Source organism: Pseudoclavibacter sp. VKM Ac-2867 (assembly GCF_015351275.1).
Taxonomy (GTDB): domain Bacteria; phylum Actinomycetota; class Actinomycetes; order Actinomycetales; family Microbacteriaceae; genus Pseudoclavibacter.
Genome location: NZ_JADKSL010000004.1, coordinates 21,674 through 44,733 on the forward strand (window position 1 = coordinate 21,674; position 23,060 = coordinate 44,733).

General features: G+C 69.2%; 22 protein-coding genes and 1 tRNA gene. 8 read left to right on the plus strand and 15 right to left on the minus strand.

Annotated elements, in window-relative coordinates; translation table 11 throughout:
- The first annotated feature begins 119 nt into the window (after positions 1 to 119).
- Positions 120 to 1,109: a Gfo/Idh/MocA family protein gene (locus ITJ67_RS05540; protein ID WP_160074933.1), complete on the plus strand. Its 990-nt coding sequence runs from the start codon at positions 120 to 122 to the stop codon at positions 1,107 to 1,109.
- A 17-nt stretch (positions 1,110 to 1,126) separates the two neighbouring features.
- On the opposite strand, the gene ITJ67_RS05545 is transcribed toward ITJ67_RS05540, so the two are convergent.
- The 6 genes from ITJ67_RS05545 to ITJ67_RS05570 are packed head-to-tail and all read right to left on the minus strand — an operon-like array spanning position 1,127 to position 8,332.
- Positions 1,127 to 2,107, minus strand: coding sequence for an ornithine cyclodeaminase family protein (locus tag ITJ67_RS05545; RefSeq protein ID WP_194677021.1), 981 nt, complete (start codon positions 2,105 to 2,107; stop codon positions 1,127 to 1,129).
- A complete protein-coding gene (locus ITJ67_RS05550) occupies positions 2,104 to 3,318 on the minus strand; it encodes an amidohydrolase family protein (RefSeq protein ID WP_228502363.1) in 1,215 nt (404 codons plus the stop codon). The genes ITJ67_RS05545 and ITJ67_RS05550 overlap by 4 nt, the downstream gene beginning before the upstream one ends.
- Entirely contained in the window at positions 3,315 to 4,853 is a 1,539-nt protein-coding gene (locus ITJ67_RS05555) for an ABC transporter substrate-binding protein (RefSeq protein ID WP_160074937.1), read from the minus strand. The genes ITJ67_RS05550 and ITJ67_RS05555 overlap by 4 nt, the downstream gene beginning before the upstream one ends.
- A gap of 31 nt (positions 4,854 to 4,884) precedes the next feature.
- Positions 4,885 to 6,513 (minus strand): dipeptide ABC transporter ATP-binding protein, encoded by a 1,629-nt coding sequence (locus ITJ67_RS05560; protein ID WP_194677022.1) that lies wholly within the window; start codon positions 6,511 to 6,513, stop codon positions 4,885 to 4,887.
- The gene (locus tag ITJ67_RS05565) at positions 6,510 to 7,418 is read right to left on the minus strand and encodes an ABC transporter permease (RefSeq protein ID WP_194677023.1); all 909 of its coding nucleotides are present in this window, start codon (positions 7,416 to 7,418) and stop codon (positions 6,510 to 6,512) included. Before ITJ67_RS05565 ends, ITJ67_RS05560 begins: the two co-directional genes overlap by 4 nt.
- Positions 7,415 to 8,332: an ABC transporter permease gene (locus ITJ67_RS05570; protein ID WP_160074943.1), complete on the minus strand. Its 918-nt coding sequence runs from the start codon at positions 8,330 to 8,332 to the stop codon at positions 7,415 to 7,417. Before ITJ67_RS05570 ends, ITJ67_RS05565 begins: the two co-directional genes overlap by 4 nt.
- Positions 8,333 to 8,509: 177 nt before the next feature.
- Here ITJ67_RS05570 and ITJ67_RS05575 point away from each other — a divergent pair, with 177 nt between their 5' ends.
- Positions 8,510 to 9,241, plus strand: coding sequence for a GntR family transcriptional regulator (locus tag ITJ67_RS05575; protein ID WP_194677024.1), 732 nt, complete (start codon positions 8,510 to 8,512; stop codon positions 9,239 to 9,241).
- A 141-nt stretch (positions 9,242 to 9,382) separates the two neighbouring features.
- Here ITJ67_RS05575 and ITJ67_RS05580 read toward each other — a convergent pair.
- Positions 9,383 to 9,464 (minus strand) — tRNA-Tyr (locus tag ITJ67_RS05580).
- A 124-nt stretch (positions 9,465 to 9,588) separates the two neighbouring features.
- On the opposite strand from ITJ67_RS05580, the gene ITJ67_RS05585 reads away from it, so the two are divergent.
- Together ITJ67_RS05585 and cls are read left to right on the plus strand one after the other, a co-directional pair.
- A complete protein-coding gene (locus tag ITJ67_RS05585) occupies positions 9,589 to 10,077 on the plus strand; it encodes a YajQ family cyclic di-GMP-binding protein (protein ID WP_104307651.1) in 489 nt (162 codons plus the stop codon).
- Between the two features lie 62 nt (positions 10,078 to 10,139).
- Positions 10,140 to 11,654: a cardiolipin synthase gene (gene cls, locus ITJ67_RS05590; protein WP_194677099.1), complete on the plus strand. Its 1,515-nt coding sequence runs from the start codon at positions 10,140 to 10,142 to the stop codon at positions 11,652 to 11,654.
- Between the two features lie 263 nt (positions 11,655 to 11,917).
- Here cls and ITJ67_RS05595 read toward each other — a convergent pair whose 3' ends face one another.
- The 3 genes from ITJ67_RS05595 to ITJ67_RS05605 form a co-directional block, all read right to left on the minus strand.
- Positions 11,918 to 13,282, minus strand: coding sequence for an FAD-dependent oxidoreductase (locus ITJ67_RS05595; protein WP_160072975.1), 1,365 nt, complete (start codon positions 13,280 to 13,282; stop codon positions 11,918 to 11,920).
- Positions 13,283 to 13,333: 51 nt separating this feature from the next.
- A complete protein-coding gene (locus ITJ67_RS05600) occupies positions 13,334 to 14,431 on the minus strand; it encodes a polyprenyl synthetase family protein (protein WP_194677025.1) in 1,098 nt (365 codons plus the stop codon).
- A 103-nt stretch (positions 14,432 to 14,534) separates the two neighbouring features.
- On the minus strand, positions 14,535 to 15,263 hold the full coding sequence (locus ITJ67_RS05605) for a class I SAM-dependent methyltransferase (RefSeq protein WP_194677026.1): 729 nt from the start codon (positions 15,261 to 15,263) through the stop codon (positions 14,535 to 14,537).
- Between the two features lie 75 nt (positions 15,264 to 15,338).
- Between ITJ67_RS05605 and ITJ67_RS05610 the strand changes: the two genes are divergently transcribed.
- Together ITJ67_RS05610 and ITJ67_RS05615 are read left to right on the plus strand one after the other, a co-directional pair.
- Positions 15,339 to 16,640 carry an isochorismate synthase gene (locus ITJ67_RS05610; protein ID WP_323741398.1) on the plus strand — a complete coding sequence of 434 codons (1,302 nt, stop codon included), beginning with the start codon at positions 15,339 to 15,341 and terminating at the stop codon, positions 16,638 to 16,640.
- Between the two features lie 74 nt (positions 16,641 to 16,714).
- Complete coding sequence (locus tag ITJ67_RS05615; protein ID WP_194677101.1) at positions 16,715 to 17,170, plus strand: ASCH domain-containing protein; 456 nt, start codon at positions 16,715 to 16,717, stop codon at positions 17,168 to 17,170.
- 1 nt (position 17,171) lies between these two features.
- On the opposite strand, the gene ITJ67_RS05620 is transcribed toward ITJ67_RS05615, so the two are convergent.
- The gene (locus ITJ67_RS05620) at positions 17,172 to 18,023 is read right to left on the minus strand and encodes a PPK2 family polyphosphate kinase (protein WP_160072981.1); all 852 of its coding nucleotides are present in this window, start codon (positions 18,021 to 18,023) and stop codon (positions 17,172 to 17,174) included.
- A 95-nt stretch (positions 18,024 to 18,118) separates the two neighbouring features.
- On the opposite strand from ITJ67_RS05620, the gene ITJ67_RS05625 reads away from it, so the two are divergent.
- Positions 18,119 to 18,328 carry an Rv0909 family putative TA system antitoxin gene (locus ITJ67_RS05625; protein WP_160072983.1) on the plus strand — a complete coding sequence of 70 codons (210 nt, stop codon included), beginning with the start codon at positions 18,119 to 18,121 and terminating at the stop codon, positions 18,326 to 18,328.
- Positions 18,329 to 18,427: 99 nt separating this feature from the next.
- Here ITJ67_RS05625 and ITJ67_RS05630 read toward each other — a convergent pair whose 3' ends face one another.
- The 3 genes from ITJ67_RS05630 to ITJ67_RS05640 all read right to left on the minus strand — a co-directional run bounded on the left by ITJ67_RS05630 (position 18,428) and on the right by ITJ67_RS05640 (position 21,381).
- Positions 18,428 to 18,913 (minus strand): acyl-CoA thioesterase, encoded by a 486-nt coding sequence (locus tag ITJ67_RS05630; RefSeq protein ID WP_104243423.1) that lies wholly within the window; start codon positions 18,911 to 18,913, stop codon positions 18,428 to 18,430.
- 58 nt (positions 18,914 to 18,971) lie between these two features.
- Entirely contained in the window at positions 18,972 to 20,732 is a 1,761-nt protein-coding gene (gene menD, locus ITJ67_RS05635; RefSeq protein WP_194677027.1) for a 2-succinyl-5-enolpyruvyl-6-hydroxy-3-cyclohexene-1-carboxylic-acid synthase, read from the minus strand.
- Positions 20,733 to 20,814: 82 nt separating this feature from the next.
- A complete protein-coding gene (locus ITJ67_RS05640; RefSeq protein ID WP_194677028.1) occupies positions 20,815 to 21,381 on the minus strand; it encodes a PLDc N-terminal domain-containing protein in 567 nt (188 codons plus the stop codon).
- A 147-nt stretch (positions 21,382 to 21,528) separates the two neighbouring features.
- Here ITJ67_RS05640 and ITJ67_RS05645 point away from each other — a divergent pair, with 147 nt between their 5' ends.
- On the plus strand, positions 21,529 to 22,005 hold the full coding sequence (locus ITJ67_RS05645) for a DUF4229 domain-containing protein (RefSeq protein ID WP_194677029.1): 477 nt from the start codon (positions 21,529 to 21,531) through the stop codon (positions 22,003 to 22,005).
- On the opposite strand, the gene ITJ67_RS05650 is transcribed toward ITJ67_RS05645, so the two are convergent.
- The gene (locus ITJ67_RS05650) at positions 22,002 to 22,982 is read right to left on the minus strand and encodes a 1,4-dihydroxy-2-naphthoate polyprenyltransferase (protein ID WP_160072991.1); all 981 of its coding nucleotides are present in this window, start codon (positions 22,980 to 22,982) and stop codon (positions 22,002 to 22,004) included. The genes ITJ67_RS05645 and ITJ67_RS05650 overlap by 4 nt on opposite strands.
- Positions 22,983 to 23,060: the final 78 nt, after the last annotated feature.

A 23,060-nucleotide genomic window follows, 5' to 3' on the forward strand; every position in this document is an offset into this window, starting at 1 on the left:
CTTCCTGGACTCCCATCGGGGCCCCGCCCCTGCACCGCTGCATCCAGAACCTACCGCCAAACGCGACGTTCGCGGTCGGGCTGTGGATGAGTGCGAGCCGGCTCCGATAGTTTCGCGTCATGCAGAAGACCAGGTGGGCGATCCTCGGACCGGGCGCGATCGCGGAGTCGTTCGCGAAGTGGCTTCCCAGCTCCGAGCACGGCGAGCTGCTAGCGGTCGCGAGTCGCGACCCTGCCCGCGCGGCGGTCTTCGCGGCGCGCTATGGCGCGGAGGTCTCTGGCACCTACGCGGACGTCCTGGCGCGCGACGATGTCGATGCCGTCTACGTCGCCACGGTGCATACGACCCATGCCGAGCTCGCGATCGCGGCGCTCGAGGCGGGCAAGGCCGTGCTCTGCGAGAAGCCGCTCGCACCGAGCGCCGCCGAGACCGAGCGTGTCCTCGCCGCCGCCGAGCGCGCGGGCCTGCCCGTCGTCGAGGCGTACAAGCATCGCTTCAGTCCGCTCGCTCGCGCGATCGGTCGGCGCCTGACATGGCGGCAGGTCGCTGCCCCGATGCAGGTGCGCGCAGAGTTCGGCTTCGCAGCGGGCGGCAGCGACGGCCGGCTGTTCGACCCGGCGCTAGCAGGCGGGGCGATCTTCGACGTCGGCGGCTACCCCGTCTCCTTCGCGGTCGCGGCGGCCGCTGCAGCTGGCGTCGCGCTCGAGGACCTGGCCCTCGAGGCCGCGCACGGACGGGTCGAGAGAGGCGTCGACGTGTACGCCTCGGCCAGGCTGGCGGCGGTGGACTTCACCGCCTACGTCGACTGCTCCATCGACACCCAGCTGTCCAAGCGGGCCGACATCGTCGGGGACGGGGGCTGGATCACGCTCGAGAACGCGTTCGGCGACCGGAACCACTCGCCGAAGACCCTCGACCACTTCCACGACGGGCAGCGGGACACGATCGAGGTGGCGCAGGTCCACCCGTTCGCGGCCGAGGCGGATGCGGTCTCGCGCGCCCTCAGGGACGGGCGGCTCGAGTCGCGCGCCATGCCCTGGGAGCAGACCCGCACGGTCGCGCGCCTCCTGGATGCCTGGCACGCGACCGTGATGGCCGGAGCCCGATAGCCGAGCCCGGCCGACCCTCAGCCGTTGAGATCGAGTTCGATCCCAACACCCCGAACGCGGGCTTCACGCACCAGGAGGTCGGCGATGGCGAGGTCCTGAGCGCCGATGCCGACGGAGTCGAACAACGTGATCTCGTCGGCGCTCGTCCGCCCAGGCCGTAGCCCAGCCAGCACCTCGCCGAGGGTTCCGACGAGGTCGTCGAGGCTGAGCGCACCCTCCGCGACCGCGAGCATGAGATCGCCCGATTTCGTGCGCGCCGTCGCCAGGTCGTCGACCCACACGGACGATCGCGACATGGTCAGCGCATCCACCTCGCGCTCGTCGGCTCGCGGCCTGGCACCGACGACGTTGAGATGCTGCCCGGGGCGCAGCCACTCACCTCGCACGATGGGGCTGACCGATGGAGTGAGCGTGCACACCGTGTCCGCCACCCCGAAGACGCGCTCGCACGAGTCGACGACCTCGATCGCCCCCGACCATTCGAGCGACTCCGCGAGCGCGACGGCCCGCGCTCTGGTGCGCGACCAGATGACGAGGCGATCCCAGTCGCGCACGCCTCGCAGCGCTTCGACGTGCTCCCGCGCGAGCCCGCCAGCGCCGACCAGGCCGAGGACGCGGCTGTCGTCGCGGGCCAGGGCCCGCGTGGCGACGGCACTCGCGGCTGCCGTGCGCACCCGGGTCGGCACCCCGCCGTGCAGCAGTGCGACCGGGGCTCCCAGCTCGCGGTCGAGCACGGTGATCATCGAACGCTGCGTCGGCAGCCCCCGCGCCGCGTTGTCGGGGACGTCGGCGAGCAGCTTCACCGCGGCGGTGCCGGTGGCCTCCGACAGTGCCGACATGAGCACGTAGCGGCCGGTGCCAGCCTCCGTCTTCATGGAGGTGGGCGGCGGCTGGTCGGCGCTGCCTCGCGCGATCTCGGAGAAGATCTTCGCCACGGCACGCTCGGTGGCCGGCCGGTCGACCAGCGGCTCCAGCTGCGAGGCGGTGAGCACGATCACGCGGTGCCCACGAGTTCGAGCGCGTCTGCCACGACCACCCCGCCGAAGAGCACGGTGCGATCGGGGAGGCGGTCCATGATCGCGCTGGTCACGGTCTCCCCCTCGATGAGCTGCAGGTCGGCGGGGTCGCCGACGGCCACGCCCGGCCGGTCGAGCGCGCCCTGCAGCGCTGGCGCGGTGCCGAGCACGGAGCGTCCGCCGACGGTGGCGATGGCGATGCAGTGCTCGATGTCCGCGTCGCGACGGAAGCCGTTCGTGAAGGCCAACTGCCAGGTGCGATCCAGCATGTCGGCGTTGCCGTACGGCGACCAGTAGTCCCGCTGCCCGTCCTGGCCGAGGCCGAGACGGATGCCGTGCTCCGCCAGCAGGAGCGTCGGCAGGGGCTTGGCCGGTGCAATGGTCGCCCAGGAGATGTCGAGCTCTGCGAACTGCTCGACAAGCGGGACGAGCTGCTCGCGCGGCAGCTCGCCGAGGCCGTAGCCGTGGGAGATGGTCACTCGTCCGGTCATGCCGAGCGCACGGGTGCGCTCCACGATGAGCTCGGCGGAGAAGCGAGCCAGCTGATCGGGCTCGTGCAGGTGGATGTCGATGGGGGCGTCGTAGCGCTCGGCGAGCCCGAAGACCAGATCGAGGTGCTTGGCGGGGTCGCGGTCGAGCTGGCACGGGTCGATGCCGCCGACCACGTCGGCGCCGGAGCGCATGGCCTCCTCGAGCAGCTCGAAGGAGCCTTCCTCGCGGAGCAGACCCGCCTGGGGGAAGGCGATCACCTCCACGGTGGCGCGTTCGCGGTGCCGCTGCTTGGCGGCGAGCACCGCCTCGAGCCGCTCGAGTCCCGCATCCACGTCGACCTGCGCGTAGCTGCGTGCGCTTGTCGTGCCGTGGGCGATCATGCGCGCCAGCGTGCCGCTCGTCCGCTCTTCCATGGACGCCTCGGCCTCGCGCCAGTTGACGCGGTCGTTGAGCATCATCCCCCAGACGCCGGGGCTGCCGGTGTGCGGGCGGAACGGCAGGCCGATGCGCGTGGAGTCGAGGTGCACGTGCACGTCGGCGAAGGAGGGCAGCAGGATGCGACCGCGACCCTCGATCACCGTCTCACCCGGCTCCGGTGGCGTGCCGGTCGGCAGGAAGGCGGCGATCCTGCCATCCTGCAGCCGGACGTCGGCTGGCTCCCCACCCCAGGGGCGGGCGTCGCGGATCAGCGCGGCGCTCAACGGAAGCTCGTCTGGGTGAAGTCGAACAGGCCGTCCGCGCGGGGCGTCCAGTCGAGGTCGGGGTCTGCTGCGTAGTTGTTCATTGGCACGTAGAGCGGCACGAAGTATCCCTGTTCGTTGCTGTAGTTGAGGAGCTCGGCGAAGACGTCGAGGCGTTCCTCGCCCGTGACGGCCCGCTGTTCGGCCGCGAGCTCGGCGGTGCGCGGGTCCTGCGCGTAGTTGTTGTTCCCTGCGGTCTCGTAGAAGTCGGTCAGCGGGAGGTCGCCGTCGACCGTCGAGGGCGCCCAGGTGTTGAGGTAGATGCCCTGCATCTCCTTGCTGCGGACCTTCAGCGTGTGGGCCTGCTGATCTGCACCGCGGAGCTCGACGGTTATGCCGACCTCGGCGAGCGACGCCTGGATGGTCTGCGCGACCTCCGAGGAGAGGGGGATGCGTCCGTCGGTCGCGTAGTCGAAGGGGATCGACTCGCCCGCGTAGCCGGCTTCCGCGAGGAGCTCGCGAGCCCGCTCCTGGTCGTAGCCGGGGTCAGTCACGTCGTCACTGTAGCCTTCGACGGCTGGCGCGAGCATGGCGCTGGCGGGTTCGGCGAGGCCGCCGAGCAGCCCGCCGGTGATGGCTTCCTTGTCGATGGCCAGGGCGATGGCCTCGCGGATGCGCACGTCGGTGAGCACTCCGCTGGTGGAGTTGACGCCGAGGAAGACGACGCCGTTCGACAGGGCGGAGAACACCTGCGCGGAGCCCTGCCCGTCGACCGAGGAGACCTGCGTGGGTCCGATCGGCGCGACATCGAGGCTGCCGGAGAGCACCCCGTTGACGCGTGATTCGTCGGAGGAGACGGGTTGCAGCGAGATCTGCTCGATGGCGGGAGCCTCGCCCCAGTAGTCGTCATTGCGGGCGAGGTCGTAGGAGACGCCGGTCTGGATGCTGTCGAAGACGTAGGGACCGGACCCGATGGGGTCCTGGGCGAAGGCGTCGGCGCCCACTTCCTGGTAGGTGTCGGCGGGCACGATCGAGATGAGCGAGGTGTTGCGCGGGAACGCCGAGAACGGCGAGTTGAGGGTGAAGCGCACGGTGAGCTCGTCGACGGCCTCGACCGACGCGACGGAGCTGAGGTAGGCGAAGTTCTCGCCGGTCGGGTCGTCGAGGATCGTCTGGTAGGAGAAAGCGACGTCTTCGGCGGTGATGGCCTCGCCGTTGCTGGCGGTGACACCCTCGCGCAGGGTGAAGTCCCACTGCGTGAGGTCGTCGTTGGAGGTCCATTCGGTGGCGAGCTTCGGTGCGAGCTCGCCCTCGGCGGTGATCGCGACGAGCTGGTCGAAGGTGTGGAAGAACACCGAGAGCACGACGAGGGCTCCCGAGCGGATCGGGTCCATGGAGCTCGGGTCGGTGGGGATGGCGGCGACGATCTTGGTGGGGGTCTCGCCTTCGGCGCTGGTGGGTTCGAAGCCACCTGCGCAGCTGGTGAGCAGGAGGGTGCCGGTGGCGGCGAATGCACCGGTCGCGAGGAGGCGACGTCGGAGGGCGTGCTTGGGCATGGAGTTCCTCAGTTCGGGGGGGGTCGGTGGGTCAGGAGACGGGAAGCGGATGCGCTCCGCGGCGCGCCCCGTCGAGGCGGGGCACGGCGTCGAGGAGCTGTCGGGTGAACGGGTGCTTGGGGGAGGTGAAGATCTCGGCGGTCGAGGCCTCCTCGACGATCCGCCCCTCCTGCATCACGACCACGCGGTCGGCGATGCTCCGCACGACGCCGAGGTCATGTGAGATGAAGAGGTAGCCGAGCCCGTGCTCGCGCTGGAGTGCGTCGAGCAGCTCGAGCACCTGCGCCTGGATCGACACGTCGAGGGCCGAGACGGGCTCGTCGAGCACAAGCAGCCGAGGGCGCAGCGCCAGGGCGCGTGCGATGCCCACGCGCTGGCGCTGGCCCCCGGAGAGCTGAGCAGGGAGGCGGGCGCCGTGCTGCTCGTCGAGGCCGACATCGGCGAGCAGGCGGGTCACGGTCCCTCGGTCGTAGGCGTGCCGGATGCGCAGAGGCTCGGCCACGAGGTCGTGCACGGTCAAGCGCGGGTCGAGGGCCGAGTACGGGTCCTGGAAGACGATCTGCGCGCGTTCCCGCTCCGCCGCACTGCGCGCCGCGAGCTCGTTGTGGACTGCGACCCCGCCGAGCTCGATGCTGCCTGCGGCGGCGGGTTGCACGCCGAGCACGGCCTTGGCCAGCGACGACTTGCCGCATCCCGATTCCCCGACGACGGCGACCGTCTCGCCTGCCGCGATCCGCAGCGAGACGCCGTCCACTGCCCGCACTGGCTGCCTTCGGCCGTGCACGCGGTACTCGACCACGACGCCGTCGGCGACCAGCGCGTCCGGCTCGCCGGGGCACACGGCGCTCGCGGCGCGCTCGCTCTCGGCGGGGATGGCCGCCATGAGGCGCTTGGTGTAGTCCTCGGCGGGGTTGTCGAGCACAGCTCGTGTTACACCGGTCTCCACGACCCGGCCGTGGTGCATGACGGCGAGCCGGTCGCTGTTCTCGGCGACCAGGCCGAGGTCGTGGGTGATGAGCACGAGCGCCGAACCGGTGCGCTCGCGCACTTCGGCGAGCAGGTCCATGACCTGCGCCTGCACCGTCACGTCGAGGGCGGTGGTGGGCTCGTCGGCGATGAGGAGGAGCGGGTCGTGGGCGATCGCCATCGCGATCATGGCTCGCTGGCGCATGCCACCGGACCACTGGTGGGGTCGGGCGGCGGCACGCTCGGCAGCCTCCCGCACGCCGACCGCGGTCAGCAGCTCAACGGCGCGGTCGCGGGCCGCCCGTCGGCTCATGGGCTGGTGCACCCGCACCGCTGCTGCGACCTGCGCGCCGACCGCGCGGAGCGGGTCGAGCGAGGACATGGGGTCCTGGAACACCATCGCGGCCGTGCGTCCGCGCAGACCGCGCAGCTCGCGCTCGCGCATCCAGATATCGGCCTCCGTGTCGACGAGCACCGTGTCGTCGAGCAGGATGCGGCCGGCGGCGATGCGGGTGCCAGCGGGGAGCAGGCCGAGCGCGGCGAGCACGGTCAGGCTCTTGCCCGAACCGGACTCCCCGACCACTCCGAGCGATTCGCCGCGGTCGACCTGGAGCGTGACGCCGTCGACGAGCGTGCGTGGCGCCTCGCCTGTCGTCTCGATACGCAGGTCCTCGATGCGCAGTACCGGATTCATCGCATGCCTCCCTTCCGCAGCAGCGAGCCGCGGGTCTCTGCTGTGAACTGCTGGCTCAGGAACTGCACTCCGCCGACGGCGAGGAGCATGACGATTCCTGGGAGGAGCGACAGCCAGGGGTCGCTGCCGAGGTGGCGCTGGCCGTCGAAGATCATGCCGCCCCAGCTCGGCACCGGGGGCTGCACGCCGAGGCCGAGGTACTCGAGCGAGGAGGTGATGAGCACGATCGTGGCGAGGTCGGTGGCGGCGATGATGAGCGTGTGCGGCCAGATGTTGGGGACGATGTGGCGGGTGAGCACCCAGATGGTGTCGCCGCCCTGGGTCAGTGGCGAGACGACGAAGTCCTGGCGTCGCAGCGAGGCAGCGACGTTGCGCGTGACCCGTGCGTAGCCGACCCACCAGGTGCAGCCGAGCACCAGGATCGTGAGCCCCGCGCTCGGACGCAGGACGGCGCAGATGGCAATGAGCAGAAGGACGACGGGCATGGCCAGCGTCACGTTGCTGAGCAGCGTCACGAGCGCTTCGAGACGCCCGCCGAAGTAGCCGGCGAGGATGCCGACGGTGCTGCCGATGAGGGCGTTCATCACCACGATGAGCACGGTCATGCCGAGCGTCACCGCGGAGGCGAGCGCGATGCGGTCGAGGAGGTCCCGGCCGAGGGCGTCGGTGCCGAGCGGATGCGCCGGATCGGTGAACGGCGGCAGCATCGCGGCGCGCAGGTCCTGCCCCATCGGGTCGAAGCCGGGCAGCATCGGCACGATGGCCGTGAGGAGCAGCACGGCGCCGATCATGATCGCGCCGACGACGGCGCCGGGGCGCAGGCGCAGGCGACGCGGCACCGGCGTGGCCGACGTAACTGGGGTGACGGGGGTGATGGGGGTGATGGGGGTGAGCTGAGCGGTCATGCTGCGGCCGTCCTCGTGTCGATTCGGCGGACGAGCACGTCCACCGCGGTGTTGACGATGACAAAGGCAAGCGCGACGAAGACGAGGCCGGCTTGGACGATCGGGAAGTCACGCTGGCTCACTGCCGTGGTGAGGAGCTGGCCGAGCCCCGGCCATGCGAACACGACCTCGACCACCACGGTGCCGCCGAGCAGCCCCCCGAGGTTGAGTCCCGCCATGCCGAGCACGGGCAGCGCCGCGTTCGGCAGCATGCGGGTGAACAGCACCGTCGAGCGGCGTTGACCCTGCGCGATGGCGGTGCGCACGTAGTCCTGACCGGCCTGCTCGCTGAGGGATGAGTCGAGCAGGCGCAGGTACATGACGAACTGGCCAGTGGCGAGCGTGAGCACTGGCAGCACGAGGCTGGCGTAGCTGTTTCGCCCGAGCGAGGGCAGCGCGCCGAGCAGCACCGAGAAGACGAGCACCAGGAGCAGCGCGAAGAAGAAGTCCGGCACCGACTGGCGCACGGCGCCGGCCCACCCCACCACGGCGCGCAGCGTCCGGCTGCCGGTGAGCTGGATGGCCAGCGCAGCCGCGACGGCGAGCCCGAGTCCGATGACGAAGGCCCAGAAGGCCAGCTCGAGTGTGGCGGGAACCCGCTCGAGGACAAGTCCGAGCGCTGACTCGTGCAGCCGGTACGAGCTGCCGAAGTCGCCGGTGAAAAGACCGGCGATGGTGTCGAGATATTGCACGATGAGGGGGCGGTCGAAGCCGAGCGCGGTGTTGAGCGCATCGACCTCGGCCTGCGTCGCGTTGTCGGGCAGGAGCAGCGCACCGGGCTCACCGGTGGCGCGGCCGAGCGCGAAAGCGATGGTCACCACGGCGAGCACGGTGGCGACGGCGAGGGCCAGTCGGCGGGCGATAAACGGGAGCACGTCGGCGACGCTATGCGACCTCCTGCGCGCTTCGGCACGAAGTAACACGCTCGTCACACAGTTCTTACCCTGGCGTCACGTTTGCATACCAAAACCGCGATTGGGCACCCTCAGAGTCGTTTTAGGTGGCTATTGGCATTCCAAAAGCCGGTTTGTGACCGTGCCAGAATGGTCCCCATGAGCCTCGAGCCGACCCCAGCACGCATCGCGCACGCCCTCCGCGAGCAGATCATCACGGGCGAGCTCGCTATGGGGTCGAAACTCAACGAGCGCGAGATCGCGGAGCGACTCGAGGTGTCGCGCATCCCCGTTCGGGAGGCCCTGCCGATCCTCGAGTCCGAGGGGTTCATCACCTCGCAGCCGCGGCGTGGCGCCGTCGTGCACATCCTCACCGTCACCGATGCGATGGAGGTGTTCGACCTGCGCCGACAGCTCGAGCCGATGGCCTCCGCCTTCGCCGCCAGGCGGGCGCAGGCCGGCGCCGACGTCGGCCCGATGCTGGCGGCCCTGCAGTCTGCACACGACGGGTCGACGTCCGACGCCCAGTCGGACGCACCGCCTTCGACGCGCAACTCCGACCTGCACGAGGAGATCATCGCGCTCGCCGACCACGCGCTCCTGCGCCGGGTCACGAAGCTTATGAGCGGACGCGTGCGCTGGCTCTTCCGCCTCACACCGCAGCGCGACACCGCCGCGATGTGGGTCGAGCACCGAGAGATCGTCGACGCGATCGTGGCGGGTCAAGCCGACGTGGCAGAGCTGCTGACGGCCGCTCACGTCGAACGGGGCCGCATCGAGTCCATGCCGCTCCTCGAGGCGCGACTGCCGAGCGAGGCCCCGGCAACGAAGGTGCGCCGTCGACGCGCTACCCCCGCCCCTGCCCCCGCCGCCGCCGCCGCCGAAAGCTGAGTTGTGGTCGTCAACACCGCCCGGAAGCGACCACAAGTCAGCCCTCGGCGGCGGGGGTAGGGGCGGGGATGGGGCTGGGGATGATCCCGGAGACGCAAATGACGCGAGACATCTCGAAGATGTCTCGCGTCATGGTGTTCGTGGCGAGTGAGGGATTCGAACCCCCGAATGCTGAGCAGTCTGATTTACAGTCAGATCCCTTTGGCCGCTTGGGTAACTCGCCAGTGCACAGCGCGAAGCGCAAACGTGCAGGCTAGAGACTACCGACTTCCACCCGGTTTGTCGAAACGACCCGACGAACCGCCACGCTCGCGAGATTGTCGGCGGGCCTCGCTACCATGGACGGCATGGCAGATTCCTCGTTTGACGTCGTTAACAAGGTCGACAAGATGGAGGCGGACAACGCCGTCAACCAAGCGCAGAAGGAGCTCGAGACGCGCTACGACTTCAAGGGCGTCGGCGCCTCGGTCGATTGGTCTGGCGAGAAGCTCCTCCTCAAGGCCTCCAGTGAAGAGCGCGTGAAGGCGGTGCTCGATGTCCTGCAGACCAAGTTCATCAAGCGCGGCTTCTCGCTGAAGACGCTCGATGTCGGTGAGCCCTACGCCTCCGGCAAGGAGTACCGCATCGAGGCCTCCCTCAAGGAGGGCATCGACCAGCCGAGCGCGAAGAAGCTCACCAAGCTCATCCGCGACGAGGGCCCCAAGGGCGTCAAGGCGCAGATCCAGGGCGACGAGCTCCGCGTCTCCTCGAAGAGCCGCGACGACCTGCAGGCCACCATGGCACTGCTCAAGGCCGCCGACGTCGAGGTCGACCTCCAGTTCGTCAACCGCCGCTAGTGCCACCCGGGGTCGCAGGCGGCCGCGCCGGCTACGACCCGAGCACGACCGTCGGGGCGCTCATGCCGTGGTACCCAGAACTCGGTCTGACCGGGTTCTGGTTCGGGCTCGTGGCCACCATCTACGTGCTCATCATCGTCACGGCAGTAGTGGTCATCCCCCGCAACCGACGGCCCACGACAGCGCTCGCCTGGATCATCACGATCGTCCTCATCCCCTACGCCGGGGTGATCCTGTTCTTCCTGTTCGGCACCAACCAGCTGCCGACGAGGCGGCGACGCATGCAGGCGCAGGTCGACGGCATCATCCGCGATGCCACCGACCAGATCGCCCCGGCGGAGCGCGCCATCACGCACCCCTCCTGGTTCGAGCAGGTCACGAAGCTCGGTGAGCACCTCACCGCGATCCCCCTCGCCGACGGCAACCGCCTCGAGCTCCACGGCAGCTACAACCGCTCCATCAGGCGCATGGCTCGGGAGATCGACCAGGCGGAGAGCTACGTCAACGTGCTCTTCTACGCCATGAGCCACGACGACGCCACCGCCCCCTTCTTCGACGCCCTCGAACGTGCCGTGCAACGTGACGTGAAGGTGCGGGTGCTCTTCGACCACATCGGCTCGATGCGGTACCGGGGCTACAAGAAGATGAAGCAGCGGCTCACCGAGATCGGCGCCGACTGGCACCGCATGCTGTCGCTGTACCCGTGGGAGGGCGGCATGCAGCGCGTCGACCTCCGCAACCATCGCAAGCTCCTCGTCGTCGACGGACGCACCGCCTACCTCGGCTCGCAGAACCTCATCTCCCGCGACTACCACCGTGGCCCCAAGCCCGGCACCGACTCCCTCAGGTGGAAAGACCTCATGCTCCGCATGGAGGGCCCCATGGTGACGGGAGTCAACGCCGTCTTCATCTCCGACTGGTACGCGGAGACGGAGGAGCTGCTCACCGACGTCTTCGAGAACGACCCCGTCACCCCCGAGCCCGACGAAGCGGAAGCAGAGATCGAAGCGGGCGACCAGGAAGACGTCTTCCCATGCCAGCTCGTGCCGAGCGGGCCAGGCTACGAGAACGAGAACAACCTCCGCCTCTTCAATCAGCTGCTCTACGCGGCGAGAGAGCGCATCGTCATCGTCAGCCCCTACTTCGTGCCCGACGACTCGCTCATGTACGCCATCACCACGGCCGTGCAGCGAGGAGTGAGCGTCGAGCTCTTCGTCGGGGAGATCGCCGACCAGTTCTTCGTCTTCCACGCACAGCGCTCCTACTACGAGGCGCTCCTCCGGGCCGGAGTGAAGATCATTCTGTACCGGCGCCCGTACATCCTCCACTCGAAGCACATCACCTTCGACGACTCCGTCACCCTCATCGGCTCCAGCAACATGGACATGCGCTCCTTCACCCTCAACGCCGAGCTCATGCTCATGGTGCACGGCGAGGAGTTCGTGAACCGGATGCGCGAGGTCGAGAACGGGTACCGGCAGCGCAGCTACGAGCTCACCCTCGAGGAGTGGCGGCAGCGACCGATCCTGACGCGAGCGCTCGACAACGTCGCACGCCTGACGAGCGTCATCCAGTAGGAACCCACTCGAGGTCGCACTTCTCGATCGAGGCCGCCCGAACGATCAGAAAGGGTCTTCAGCCGACGGCGAGCTCCCCCAGTTTCGCGCCGCGGTCAGAACGACCAATGCGACGCGGCTCAACCGCCGGCTGAAGTCGGTGCCCCGGACCGATTCAGGCCCGGGAATTTCTTCCGCTCTCTGCGCGTACTTCGAGCGTACGAGGTGAACCGTCGTTCCGCGATGGGGAGAACTCCCCTCTTTGTCAAGAGATGGCGGAAGCCCTATTCGCCGCGGGAAATCCGCGTCATCTCCTCGCGGTCCACGACTTTGATCCGCTCGCGACCAGCCGCCTCGCCGAGCGCGAGCTCGTGCGCATCCAGACGACGCCACCCCTCGAGGTCAGTGAACCGCACATCACGTGACTCGAGGAGTTGGATGATGGAGGCTTCGCTCGGGTCGGCCGGAGTCCACCAGTTGCCCTGGTCGGCAACGAGGTGCGTGACGGTCTCGAGCGCATCCGACTTCGTGTGCCCGATGAGGCCGATGGGGCCGCGCTTGATCCACCCGGTCGCGTACATGCCGTTCACCTGCTGGTTGTCGTCGTCCCACACCTGACCCTCGTGGTTCGGGATGACGCCGTGGTGCTCGTCGAAGGGAACCCCGGGAAGCGGCGAGCCGAAGTACCCGATGGCCCGGTAGACGGCCTGCACCGGGTACTCGATGAACTCGCCAGTACCCCGCACGCCACCCTCGGCGTCGGGCTCCGTGCGCTCGATGCGGATCGCGCGCACACGCTCACCCTCTGGGCCCTCCTCGGTGAGCACCGCATCCGGCTTCGAGTAGAAGTGAAGGTGCAGGCGCCGCGATGCGGTGAGCTCACGCTCGCCGCGCCACTTGCCCATGATCCGGCCGATGACCATGAGCTGCTTGTTGGTCTTCGCAAGCTCGGCCGCGGCTGGGTCACGGTCGAAGTCGTCCTCGTCGACGATGATGTCGACGTCAGGGATCTCACCGAGCTCGCGCAGCTCCAGGGGCGTGAACTTCACCTGCGCGGGCCCCCGACGCCCGAACACGTGCACATCCGTCACGGGGCTCGACTCGAGCCCGTCGACGACGTTCTGCGGCACCTCGGTGGACAGGAGGTCCTTGGGGTGCTTCGCGAGCATGCGGGCCACGTCGAGCGCGACGTTGCCGTTCCCGATCACGGCGATCTCCCGCGCCTCGAGCGGCCAGGTGCGCGGCACGTCGGGGTGCCCGTCGTACCAGTTCACGAAGTCGGCTGCGCCGAAGCTGCCGTCGGCCTCGATGCCGGGAATGTCGAGGGAGGCGTCGCGGATGGCTCCGGTCGAGAAGATCACCGCGTGGTAATGCTGCTTGAGGTCGTCGAGCGTGATGTCCTTGCCGAACTCGACCCCACCGAAGACCCGCATGACACCAGACTCGAGCACCTCGCGGAGGGCGTTGATGATGCCCTTGATGCGCGGGTGGTCCGGGGCCACGCCGTACCGGACGAGACCGTACGGCGCCGGCAGCTTGTCGAACAGGTCGATCGAGAGATCGAACTGCCGCTCCATCTTCTGCAGGATGTCTGCCGCGTAGATCCCGGCGGGTCCTGCGCCGACGATGGCAAGGCGGAGCGTGGTCACATGTCCTCCAGAAAAGGGGTCAGGGGGTGAGCTGTCTCGTGGACGGCTCGGTCAGCGGTCGCGGCTGACGACCTCTGCGGCGAAGCGCTCGAGGGCGTTCTTCGCGGGGCCGGCCTTGACCGGCCGCAGCGCTTCGACGGCGAGCGTCACCCAGTTCTGGGCCTCGTCGACCGTCAGCTGCGTCACGCGGTGCTCGCGGAGCTCGCGGATGATGCCTGAGATCTCCTCCTCGCTCGCGCGAGTCTCCTCCGGCTGCTCGTTGACGCCGGCGACCCTGGACCGGATGCGTTCCAGCAGGTCGCGGCTCGCCTCGTCGGTCGCGGCCTGGCGCTCGAGCAGCAGCACGGGCAGCGTCTCGACGCCGGCTCGCAGGTCCGTGCCGGCCAGCTTCCCCGTCGCGTCCGGGTTCTGCTGCAGGTCGATGACGTCGTCGGCGAGCTGGAAGGCCACGCCGACCCGCTCACCGTACTCGGCGAGCGCCGACACGACGGACTCCGGTGCACCGGACACGATCGCGCCGAACTGGGCTGCAGCGGAGATGAGGGAGCCGGTCTTGTCCGCGAGGACCCCGACGTAGTGGTCGATGCGGTCCACATCCGCGGCCGGCCCCGTCGTCTCGCGCATCTGGCCGAGCACGAGCCGCTCGAAGATCGTCGCCTGCAGGCGCACGGCGCGCAGGCCGAGCTCCGAGAAGAGGAGGCTCGAGCGGGCGAACAGCAGGTCGCCGGCGAGGATCGCGATGGAGTTGCCCCACTGCAGGTGCGCCGCGGCGACGCCTCGACGCAGCTCCGCCTCGTCCATGACGTCGTCGTGGTACAGCGAGGCGAGGTGGGTGAGCTCGACCGCGGCAGCCGCGGTGATGACCTCGTCCGACCCGGGGGTGTCACCGAACTGCGAGGCGAGCACGGTGAGCATGGGGCGCAGGCGCTTGCCGCCGGCGTTGAGGAGGTAGCGGGCGGTGACGTCGGCGATCTCGTCGGCGTACTGGACTTCGGCGCGGAGACGAGTCTCGACCGCGGCCAATCCGGCGTCGAGGCGCTCGCGCAGCACGTCGGAGTTCGGACCGTCGAAGAGGTCGTCGGTTCCGCCCGGCACCACGGTGCTTCGCGCCTTCCGGCGCTGTTCGGTCTTGGGGAGCTCCACGCTCATGTCTCCTGGTGGTTCAGGTTCTCCGCTCGAAGGGGACCTTCGGGCGAACTTGGTTGGGGGTTCAGGCCGGCGCCCTGCCGGATTCCTGCTGGCGCGCCGCTCCCTAGCTCGGGATGCTGCCGGAGTCGGCGAGCGGGACGAATCCCTTGTGCAGGGCCACGACACCAGCGGTGAGGTTGCGGTACTTGACCCGCTCGAAGCCCGCCTCGCGCAGCCAGGACGCCAGCTCACGCTGCGCCGGCCAGGCGATGATCGACTCGTTCAGGTAGGTGTAGGCCTCAGGGTCGCTGCTCACGAGCTTCACGATGGTCGGCATCGCGATCTGCATGTAGGCGCGGTATCCCGTGCGGATGAGGGCCTGCGGCGGCGTCGAGAACTCGGCGATGACGAGGCGCCCGCCCGGCTTCGTGACGCGCAGCATCTCCTGGAGCGCGATCTTCGGCTGCTGCACGTTGCGCAGGCCGAAGCTCACGGTCGACGCGTCGAAGGTGTTGTCGTCGAAGGGGAGCTTGGTCGCGTCGCCCTGCACGAAGTCGATGTTCGGGTTCGCGCCGTGGATGCGCTTGCCCTCCTCGATCATGCCCGCGGAGAAGTCGAGAGCGGTGACCTTGGCGCCCGCGTCGGCGAGGACCTTGCTGACAGTGCCCGTCCCCGCTGCGACGTCGAGGATCTTCTCGCCGGGCTGCGGGGCGATGGCGTGCCGCGTCTGCACGCGCCAACGCGCTGCGTTGCCCATGCTCAAGATGTCGTTCGTCTCGTCGTATTTCTTGGAAACACGGTCGAACATCGACGACACTTGCTCGGGTCGCTTGTTCAGGTCGGCTTTTGTCACCAGATCATCCTACGTTGCGGCGCACGTCTCGCCCTGGCCGTGTTCCAGTGGATTGCTGGGGATAGTCTTGCCGTCGTGCCAGCTGTGATCCTCCCCCGCCTGCGCGCACGGACGATCGAGGTCCCCGATCCGGGCGATCTCCTCCGTTTCGCGTCGTCGACCTCCCCCCTCGTGTGGCTTCGTCAGGGCGATGGGGTCGTCGCCACGGGGAGTGCGTGGCGCGGCGAGTTCACAGGCGCGACGCGAATCCCGGACTCCGCCGCCGCCTGGCGCGACGTCGTGGGGGCAGCCGAGATCGACGATGCCGCCAAGGTGACGGGCTCTGGCCTCATCGCGTTCGGCGCGTTCGCGTTCGCCGCCGAATCCGGGGCGCGCAGCATCCTCGAGGTTCCCGAGCTCGTCGTGGGGCGTCGAGGTGCGCGGTGCTTCGTGACGGCGATCACCGCCGACGGCTCGGCCCCGGAGCCGCGCCTCCCCGACGCTGCACCGCTCGGCGACATCGACGCCGCGGCGACGCTCAGGGACGGCCTGATGTCCGGCGACGAGCACCGGCGCGCCATCGACCGAGCCCTCGACCTCATCCACACCGGTCACCTCTCGAAGGTCGTGCTGGCGCGCGAGCAGCGCGGCTCACTCCCGGAGGGCGCCGACCGCCGCCGCCTGATCGCGAGGCTCGCCTCGGCGTATCCGGAGTGCTGGACCTACGCCGTCGACGGGCTCACGGGCACAAGCCCGGAGACGCTCGTGCGTGTGCTCGAGCGGCAGGTCTCGGCGCGTGTGCTCGCCGGCACGGCGCCCCGCGGCAGCGACGAGGAGGCGGACGCGCGGGCCGAGGCGAGGCTGCGGCACAGCGAGAAGAACCTGGCAGAGCACCGCTTCGCCGTCGAGAGCGCGCTCACCTCGCTCGCGACCCTCGACACGCACGACGACCCGGGCACGGGCCTCACGAGCAGCCGCATCCCCTTCACCCTCAAGCTCCCGAACCTGTGGCATCTCGCGAGCGATATCCGCGGCACCCTGCCTGCAGGGGTGACGGTGCTCGATCTCGTGGATGCACTCCACCCGACGGCGGCCGTCGGCGGCACCCCGACACCTACGGCCCTTGACGCGATCCTCGCCCTCGAGCCGTTCGACCGACAGCGCTATGCCGGCCCAGTCGGCTGGGTGGGCGCTGGTGGGGACGGCGAATGGGCCGTCGCGTTGCGCGGTGCCGAGATCGACGCGAACGGGTCGATCACGGCGTACGCGGGCGGTGGCATCGTGGCGTCCTCGGATGCCTCAGACGAGTACCGCGAGACACAGCTGAAGTTCCGTCCTATCGTGGAGGCGCTCCGCGGCGACAGCGCTGACGGGCCGCACGAGGGGGTCCTGCGGTGACCGAGACGCCCAACAGCAATGCGGCCCTCGGCCGCACGGAGCTCCCAGAACTCGACCGGGTCGCGGCCGCCACGATGTGGGGCGCCTACCGCGCCGCCAACCCCGGTGCCGCCGATGCCGCCCCCGAGTACTCGGTCGAGAACTTCGGCGACAGCGTCGAGCTCGCCGATGAGCTGCTTGCACTGGTGACACACGGACCGAAGCGCGCCACCGCGGCGCTCCTCGAGGAGTTCGCCGAGGAAGGCGAGCTGCTGCCCCGCATCGGCTCGCACTGGATCGCGTGCGATGGCCGAGGGACGCCCGTCGTCGTCATCCGCAGCACGGAGCTGCGCGTCGGCCCCTTCGACAGCGTCGACGAGGCCTTCGCCTACGACGAGGGTGAAGACGACCGGAGCCTCGAGAGCTGGCGCCGGGAGCACCAGCGCTATTGGGAACGCACCCGGGCCGCGGTCGGTCGCGAGTTCACGCCGCAGCACGAGGTCGTCTTCGAGCGGTTCAGCGTCGTCTGGCCGCCCGAGCTCGCAGACTGAGCTACGAGCTCTCGGCGAGACGCTGCTTCTCGGCCTCGACGTCGAAATCGGCGGCGGGCCACTGCAGGTCGAAGCCGCGCAGCGCATCCAGCAGCAGGCCCTTCACGACGAGGCGGGAGAACCATTTGCGGTCGGCGGGCACGCAGTACCAGGGCGAGGTCTGCGTCGACGTGCGCTGCAGCGCGATCTCGTAGGCCTCCTGGTACTGGTCCCAGAGCAGACGCTCGTCGATGTCGCCAGGGTTGAACTTCCAGTGCTTGTCGGGGCGCTCGAGCCGCTCCGCGAGCCTCGCGCCCTGCTCTTGTTTCGAGATATGCAGCATGACCTTGATGAGCTTGGTTCCGGATGCGGCGAGCTCGTTCTCGAAGTCGACGATGGCGCCGTAGCGGCGCTCGATCTCCTCTGGCGGCGCGAAGGAGCGGACGCGCTGGATGAGCACGTCCTCGTAGTGGGAGCGGTCGAAGACGCCGATCTTGCCTGCCGCGGGCAGCTGCTTGCGAACGCGCACGAGGAAGTCCTGCTCACGCTCCTCGTCCGTCGGCGCCTTGAAGGACGCGATCTGCACCCCCTGCGGGTCGACGCCCCCGATGACGTGACGCACGATTCCGCCCTTGCCGGACGTGTCCATGCCCTGCAGGAGCAGCAGCACGGACGGCGCCTCGAGACCAGCCCGCGAATTCGCGAACATGCGCTCCTGCAGCTCCGCGATCTCGTCGTCGTGTTCGGTGAACAGGGAGGCGGCGTCGGCTTTCTTGCCGGTGAATCCAGGGGTCGAGCGGGGGTCGAGCGCACCCAGATCGAAGTTCTCATCGACGCGCAGCACTGCAGCGTCTTCGGTGGTGAAGTGAGGCATGAGGACAGGCTAACGCCACCCACCGACGCTATGCTCTGCTCGCGCGAACAGCTTTCGCGACGGAGCGGAAGCGGCGCCCAGCAGAGGAGAAGCACATGGGCATCGAGAACATCACCGGCAAGGCGCAGGAGTTCCTCAAGGACCCGCGAGTCACCGAGGCGCTCAAGAGCGAGAAGGCCGAGGACATCAGCGACAAGATCCTCGACGGCGTCGCGAACGCCGCCCAGAAGGCGACCGGCGACAAGTTCACCGATCAGATCAAGGGTGCACGCGACGCGGCGGACAAGCAGATCGGCAACCAGTAGCTCGACGCCGACGCAGCCGCGCGCGGGAGTGGGCGCCCCAGCTTGAAGTGGCCTGGGCTCAGGAGCCCCCGCGCGTGGCTGCCGCTCGGAGCGGCGGCGCTACTCGCCGACGCGGGGCACAGCGATCGTGCCAGTCTGCGGATGCGTGGTCGGCATCCGGTCGCGCGCATACGTGATACTCGAGTAGCCGTGCGGAACGGGATGCCCGTCATCGCCGAGGCTCACGAACACGATCTTCTCGATCGAGAGGATCGTGCGTCGTGTGATCATGTTGCGCACGACGGCGCGCATCGTCATCGACGTGCGGCCGAAGTGCGTCGCCACGAGCCCCATCTCGATGAGGTCGCCCTGCTGGGCGGAGGCCTCGAAGTTGATCTCCGAGATGTACTTGGTGACGCAGCGGTAGTTGCCGAGCTGGATGATCGCGTAGATCGCGGCCTCTTCGTCGATCCACCGCAGCAGGCTTCCGCCGAAGAGGGTGCCGTTCGCGTTCAGGTCCTCCGGTCGCACCCACTTGCGGGTGTGGAAGTTCATGTCTCCCTCGGCGGCGGCGCGCGTCTCGGGGTTGGGGGATGTGGGGGCCATCGTTTCTCCGCTGCTCAGGCCGGACAGTACACAGCAAGCATATGTCCTGACATTTGCTTCAGCCTCGGTGCAGAGGCACCTCGATGAGGACACGCTCGTACTCCCGCGAGACGAGCGCGCGTTCCAGGTCGGCACGTGTCTCGACGCGCAGGTAGCTCCAGCCGTACGCCTTGGCCAGAGCCTCGAGGTCGACCACGGTCGGCGTGTAGAGGACCCGTGCGTGCGCGGCGGCGGCGGCCGTGCGAGCCACCTCGAGATCGTCGAAGATCGTCCCCCCGCCGTCATTGCCGACGATGAGCTGCACGCGAGGCGACCACTCGCCCCCCTGTCCGACCAGCAGCGAAGAGGCGTCGTGGAGGAAGGTGAGATCGCCGATGAGCGCACGCGTCACGCCCCCCTGCGCGGAGACGGGGCCAGCGAGCTGGCTGCCCACGGCGACGCCGAGCGTCGTCGCGACGGTGCCGTCGATACCGGCGAGCCCCCGATTCGAGTGCACTCGCACGGGCTTGCCCGCGACGTGAGCATCGAGCACCCTGATGAGAGTGGATGCGCCGAGCACAAGCCGGTCATGGGGCCAGGTGGCGCTCCAGACAGCCTCGACCAGCATCCGCCTGTCGACCTTCGTGCGGGCGACAGCGAGTTCCTGCCTGGCGAATCGGCTGCGCACGGCCTTGTCGCTCGAACGTGACGCCTCGATGTCGGGCGCTGGCGGCTGCTCCGCTGACGCAGCGACGATCTCCCGACTCGCGAGCACCCACTCGCGCAGCCAGGAGCGCGACTCGGCACGGGACTCGGCGTCGCGGGCGGAGACGGGATGCACGCGCACGGCCTCGACGTGCGCCGCGACCGCGCGGCCGGGGTTGTAGGGCTCGCCGCCCGTCGACCCGACGACGACGGCGTGCACTCCCTCGCGAGCGATGAGCTGGGGAATCTCGCGGCTGAGCGTCGGGTGCCCGAACACGAGGACCCGCGTGATGGCGTCCCGGAGATCCGGCCGGGGGGAGCTCGCGCCGAGGAGCTGTCGGTACGCGAGCACGAGGTTGCGTCCGTACCGGGAGCCGCTCGACGCCTCGGCGATGAGCGGCCAGCCGCCGGCGTGGGCGACCTCCTCGGCCACTGGGCCGGCGCCAGCCCCGGCGATGACCAGCGTCCGCTGCCACTCGGCCGCGTCCACGTCGAGGACCCCGTCCGTATCGGCGGACTGGCTGGCCTCGGCGATTCGGTCGCCGCCTGGAGCTTCGCCCGGGTCGACGCCCTCGGCCCACGCCTCGAGCGATGGAACGGCGACGCTCAGCGGGTCGCGGAAGGCGAGGTTCAGCTGCAGCGGTCCGGTCGTGGATGCTGCGCGCAGCGCGAGGCGCTCGGCCTCCGCCGATTCCGTGGGTGCCCCCGTCGGCGCATCCATCGCCTCGTGCACGATGTTGGGCCCGAAGATCCCGGGCTGCGTCGTGGCCTGGTTCGCCCCGATGCCGAGGAGCTCCTCCGGCCGGTCTGCGGTCACCGCGACAAGCGGCACTCCGGCGTGGAACGCCTCGAGCATGGCAGGGAGCAGGTTGGCGACGGCGGTTCCCGAGGTGGTGATGATGGGTACCGTGCGGGCGGTCTCCGCGGCCAGACCGAGAGCGAAGAAGCCGGCCGAGCGCTCGTCGATGCGCACGTGCAGGCGAACCGCGCCGACTCGCTCGAGCTCGGCCGCCACGAGGGCGAGCGCCTGTGAACGGGAACCGGGGCAGACCACAAGATCGGTGATGCCGAGGCGGACGAGGGAACCCAGGAAGTCCAGGCTGAAGTCGACCGCCGGGTTGCCGGTGCGAGGCATGCTCGACCCGGGTGCAGGCGCACGCGACTCAGCGCCCACTGTGGGGCGCTGGGAGTTGGAGGCTTCGGTGTGGGCGTGCCGCTCAGGCACGGGGCGACCCGTCGCCCTGAGTCCAGTCGTCTTTGTGCTCGATGGGCTCTTCGTGCTCGCCGGGCTCGTCGTTGGCGGCAGGCTTCTCGTCGCCCTTGCGGGGCTTCTTGCCGCCAGACTCGGGCTTCGCGGACTTCTCCGACTTCTCGCCGGACGATGCCTCGTCGTTCGCGTCCTCGAGTGCCGTCGCAACGCCACCCTCCGAGACCGGACCAGTCGGTGCTGCGGCCGGGAAATCGACGTCGTCGAGCGCCTGCAGCTCCTCCTCGAGCTTGCGGATGCGCTCATCGCTGTCGGACTCGATGCCGATCGAGCGCAGGAACGTCTCGTCATCGTCCGGGGTGGTCTGCACCGGTTTCGCGGCCGCCGCGTTGCCGCGGACCTTGCCGAAGAAGAGCCAGAGGAGCGGACCGACGACGGGGACCAGCAGCACGACGACGACCCAGACGGGCTTCGGGAGTGCGCGCGTGCGCTTTGCGTCCGTCATCGCGCAATCGACCACGGCGAAGATCGTCACCGCGACGACGATGACTGCGGCAGTAATGAGGAGGCGAGACATGGTCCCCCGAGGATACGCGACTTGCCTCCGCCCGACCTGGTGATGCCTTCGCCCTCCGCGAACCGTGCTCGGTGCGAGTGCCGAGCGGACACCGGGCGTTCAGGGAGTCGGTGAGGCGCGCATCCGCCTCGCTCCTAGAATTGAGGGATGAACTCGAAGCGCGCCTGGCTCGTCTATTCCGTCATCAGACTGCTCGCGTTCGCGATCCCGTTCGCGGTTGTCATGCTGGCCCTGCCCGCATGGCAGTGGAGCTGGCTCGCGGGAGCTCTTGTCGGCGCCATCATCAGCGCCTGCATCTCGGTGATCTTCCTGCGCGGCACCCGCCAGAAGATGGGCGACGACCTGCAGCGCCTCAGCGAGCGCAAGGACGCGCGCACCGCGGATGACAAGCTCGAGGACGCGGCCCTCGACGGCGAAGCGGGCCCAGCCTCCGCTGCCGCTGCCGCTGCCGAGGCAGACGTCGATACAGCTCCAGAGGCTGTCGACGTCACGGACGCAGGAACAGACGCGGACGCAGATGCAGACGCGGAGTCACACGAGCTCACCGCAGCCGAGCAGGCGGAGGCACCAGACAGCTCCGACGAGCCGGATGCTCCGAAGGGCACCCGACCGAGCGTCAACTAGCGCACATACCCGCTGAAGACGATACCGAGGCCGAGCAGGAGAGCGTAGGCCAAGGTCGCGAAGCTCGTGAGCATCAGAGCGAGGATGAGCTCTCGCGGCTTGCGGGCCGTCGATGCGATGAGCACGGCCGGTGCCGCCAGCAGCAGGGCGAAGAAGGTGAAGACCGCGTTGCGGTACGCGATGGCGAAGAAGATCGCGAGGACAAACGGCGCCAGCGTGAAGACGCCGAACAGCCACCGCGACACGACCGGACCGACGAGCACGGCGAGCGTGCGCTTGCTCGCGAGACGGTCCTGCTCGATATCGCGGATGTTGTTGACCATGAGCACCGCGCACGCGAAGAGGCCGACCGCCGTCGCCATGATCCACACGTTCGTGGAGACGCTCCCGATCTGCACGAACGTCGTGCCAGCGGTCGCCACGAGACCGAAGAAGACGAACACGAACACTTCGCCGAGGCCCGCGTAGCCATACGGACGCTTGCCGCCCGTGTAGTACCAGGCGGCGATGATCGCGGCGGCACCGACGGCGAGCAGCCACCAGTGCCCTGAGGTCACCACCAGGAAGAGGCCGGCGAGTGCGCCGAGGCCGAAGAAGATGAACGCCACGAGCCTCACGCGCTTCGGCTCGACCAGGCCGGAGCCGGTGAGCCTGGCCGGCCCGACCCGGAAGGCGTCGGTGCCGCGGATGCCGTCGGAGTAGTCGTTGGCGTAGTTCACGCCGATCTGCAGGCACAGCGCAACCGCAAGGCAGGCGAGGGCGCGGACCCAGTGGTACTGGCCGGGCTCGCCGTCGACGATGGCACCGGCAGTGCCGAGCAGCACCGGAGCGATCGCCAGCGGGAGCGTCCGCAGACGCGCACCCGCGATCCAGGCGCGCGCATCCAGCTTGCGCACCTCTCTCGCCTTCGGCCGTGGCCGCTGCGTCGGGTTCGCCTGCTGCTGCTTCCGCTGTCTGTGCTTCTGTTTCTGCGCCACGGAGCGATTCTAGAGGGCGGCGCAGGCCCGCATCCCTGCGACGCCGGCTGGCGCACCCCAGAAGCGAGCTCTGCAGCA